This is a genomic window from Microbacterium sp. (genome assembly GCF_032084865.1).
In the GTDB taxonomy this organism is placed as follows: Bacteria; Actinomycetota; Actinomycetes; order Actinomycetales; family Microbacteriaceae; genus Microbacterium.
Map to the genome: position 1 here is coordinate 1 of NZ_DAMDLU010000208.1, position 3,209 is coordinate 3,209.

General features: G+C 72.1%; 2 protein-coding genes and 1 pseudogene. 2 read left to right on the top strand and 1 reads right to left on the bottom strand.

Annotated features, from left to right (window positions below; all coding sequences use genetic code 11):
- A partial coding sequence (locus RT309_RS14425) for a prolyl oligopeptidase family serine peptidase (RefSeq protein WP_313358151.1) occupies window positions 1–1,404 on the bottom strand: 1,404 nt, incomplete at its 3' end.
- A gap of 118 nt (window positions 1,405–1,522) precedes the next feature.
- On the opposite strand from RT309_RS14425, the gene RT309_RS14430 reads away from it, so the two are divergent.
- The gene (locus tag RT309_RS14430; protein ID WP_313358153.1) at window positions 1,523–2,473 is read left to right on the top strand and encodes a methylenetetrahydrofolate reductase; all 951 of its coding nucleotides are present in this window, start codon (window positions 1,523–1,525) and stop codon (window positions 2,471–2,473) included.
- Window positions 2,470–3,209: pseudogene (locus RT309_RS14435) on the top strand (5-methyltetrahydropteroyltriglutamate--homocysteine S-methyltransferase); the annotation flags it as partial. The gene RT309_RS14430 and the pseudogene RT309_RS14435, both read left to right, overlap by 4 nt.

The window sequence follows — 3,209 nt, forward strand, 5'->3', positions numbered from 1 at the left end:
GCGGGCGCGGTCCGCGAGTCCGGCGTCGGCCATGCCGCGCGCGGCGGCGATCACGTCGTCGACGTCGACGACGCCCCACTGCCCGTCGAGACGTTCGCGGTACGCCCGGCCGTAGCCGGTCGAGCCGCCGTAGTTCACATCGAGCACGCCGATGCCGCGGCTGGTCCAGTATGCGTACGCGGTGGATGCCGCCCCCGAGACGTGCGCGGTGGGACCGCCGTGCACCATGACGATGTACGGCGGCAGCTCACCTTCGGGCGCTGAGAGGTCGGGGCTGGTGGGCGGGTAGTCGAATGCGTGCACCGGTCCGTGCGGGCCGTCGAAGGTCACCGGGCGGGCACGGGGAACCCAGCGGGCATCCGCCTCGGCACCGCCGGTCACCGTCGTGATCGTGCCGTCATCGAGGTCGACGCACCACAGCCCCGCGCCGACGGTCCGGCCCGCGCCCGAGACGAGCACCTGCGATCCCTGCGCGTCGTCGATGCTCGCGCCGGCCGTGATCGGCAGGGTGAGCAGCTCGACCACGTCGCCGTCGGGCGAGATGAGCACGATCTCATCGGCACCGTTCGTGCGCACGACGACGACGCGGCCGTCGTCGAGAGGCTGGTACCAGCGGTTGCCGAGCACCCAGAGCCCGCCACCGGTGTCGGCGTCGGCGGGAGCGAGCGCGGCAGCCGCGCCGCCCAGCCGCAGCCGTTGCAGATTCCAGCGTCCCGAGGGGTCATCCAGGTACAGCAGCTCGTCGTCGTTCACCCACTCCGGCTGCAGGGCGGCGCGGGTGGGCGTCGACGCGATCTCGTCGCCGTCGACCGGCGCCACGTGCAGCAGCGCCTGCTCCCAGGGCATCCGCACGGTGCTCCACTGCACCCAGGCGAGACGCTCGCCGTCCGGCGAAAGGGCGGGATGCGCGACGAAGCCGGTGGTGGAGATGAGCACGCGCACAGCGGCGTCGTCGTCGGCAGCCGTGCCGTCCAGCGCGATCTCGACGATCGCGCGCACGTGCGGATCGGGTCGCAGGTCCTCGCGCACCGCGAGCAGCCGCCCGTGCTGAAGCCGCAGGCCGCCGTACGCGGGGCCTGCCGCGGTCAGCGGCTCGGGAGCGCCGCCGCGCGGCATCCGGTGGATGCGCTGGTCGTCCCCGTGCACGAAGTACAGCGTGCCCTCGGCATCGGCCGTCCACGCTCCGCCGCCGTACTCGTGCACGCGCGAACGCGCGTTCCACGGCGCGGGCAGGATCTCGTCGCCGCTCGAACTGCGCACCGTCACCCGGCCGCCCTCGGCGGGCACGGATTCGCCCCACCACACCTCGTCGCCGACGAAGCGCGCTCCGTCGATGCGGGGGGACGCCTGCGCGATCATCTGCGCGGTGAACGGTGAGGGCCACGAGCCGTACGGTGCGGTCATGATCCGAGCCTAGCCAGACCCGCAGGTGACACACGGCGTCACACAGTGTGCGCCGCGCCGAGCGGCTGTCCTACCGTCTGAGGACACCCCGCCGCACCGGTCCCGAAGGAGAATCGCCATGAGCAGCATCCCGTTCTCCTTCGAGCTGTATCCGCCGCGCACCGCCGAGAGCACGCGCGCCCTGCACGACACGATCGACCGCCTCGCCGAGGCGGGGCCGGAGTTCATCTCGGTCACCTACGGTGCGGGCGGATCGACCGGCGGACGCTCGCTCGACGTGCTGCGATACATCCGCACGCACACCGACACCGAACCGCTCGCGCATCTCACCTGTGTCGGCAACACCTATGCGGGCGCCGCCCGTCTGATCCGCGAGTTCCTGGATGCCGGTGTCCTGAGCTTCCTCGCGCTGCGCGGCGACCCGCCGGCGGGTCAGAGCGAAGACGACGTGTTCCTCGGCGACCTCGAGAGCTCGGCGCAGCTCGTGCAGCTGATCGACCGCGTGCAGGCCGAGCGGGCGCCGTACGAGGAGTCACCGGTGCGCGGCAATCCTGGTGCCGTGCGGGTCGCACCGCGCCGCAAGGTGAACATCGCCGTCGCCGCCTTCCCCAACGGCCACCCGCGCTCGGCGTACAGCAGCCAGCACGTCGACGCGCTGCTCGCGAAGCAGGCCGCCGGGGCGACCGTCGCGATCACGCAGCTCTTCTTCCACCCCGATCACTACCTCGCGTTCGTCGAACGTGCGCGCCGCGCCGGCGTGACGATCCCCATCCTCCCGGGCATCATGCCGATCACCTCGCCCGCGCGCCTGGCGCGCGTGCTCGAGCTGACCGGCGAAGAGCTGCCGAGCGAACTCGCCATCGAACTCGAGGTCGAGCCGACCACCGAGGGGCGTCGCCGGATCGGCATCCGCTGGGCCGCCGACCTCATCCGTGCCGTCGTCGACGGCGGGGCGCCCGGTGTGCACCTGTACGCGTTCAACCAGCACGAGACCGTGCTCGACGTCCTCCAGTCCGCCGGGGTCATCCCCGCGCGCCAGCTCTCCGCAGCATCGAAAGGAACACCATGACCGCTTTCCCCGCAGGGACTATCCTCGGCTACCCGCGCATCGGCCGCCGTCGTGAGCTGAAGAAGGCCGTCGAGGCGTTCTGGGCCGGCCGCTCAGACCAGGCCGAGCTCGAGCGCACCGCCGCCGAGCTGCGTTCGACGACGCGCGCCCGTCTCGCCGAACTCGGGCTCGGCCGCGATGACTCGTCGATCCCCGAGTCTTTCTCGTTCTACGACCAGGTGCTCGACGCCGCGGTCACCGTCGGCGCCATCCCGACCCGCTTCGACGATCTGCGCGACGCCGACGGCACCATCGGACTGGATGCGTACTTCACCGTCGCCCGCGGCGAGGGCGAGCGCGCACCGCTCGAGATGACCAAGTGGTTCGACTCGAACTACCACTACCTCGTTCCCGAGATCGGCCCCGAGACGACCTTCTCGCTCGCCAGCGAGCACCTCGTGCAGCAGGTCGCCGAAGCCGCCGCCGCCGGATACGTCACCCGCCCGGTGATCGTCGGACCGGTCACCCTGCTCGCCCTGGCGAAGGCGTCGGACGACGCACCGGAGGGCTTCGAGCCGCTCAGCCGGCTCGATGACCTGCTGCCGGTCTATGCCGCGCTGCTCGCGAAGCTGAAGGCCGCGGGCGCCCAGTGGGTGCAGCTCGACGAGCCGGCGCTGGTCAGCGAGTCGCTGCCGGTCGACACCGCGACCCTGGCGGACGCCGCAGCCCGCGCCCTCGCGGTGCTCGGCGGCGCGAG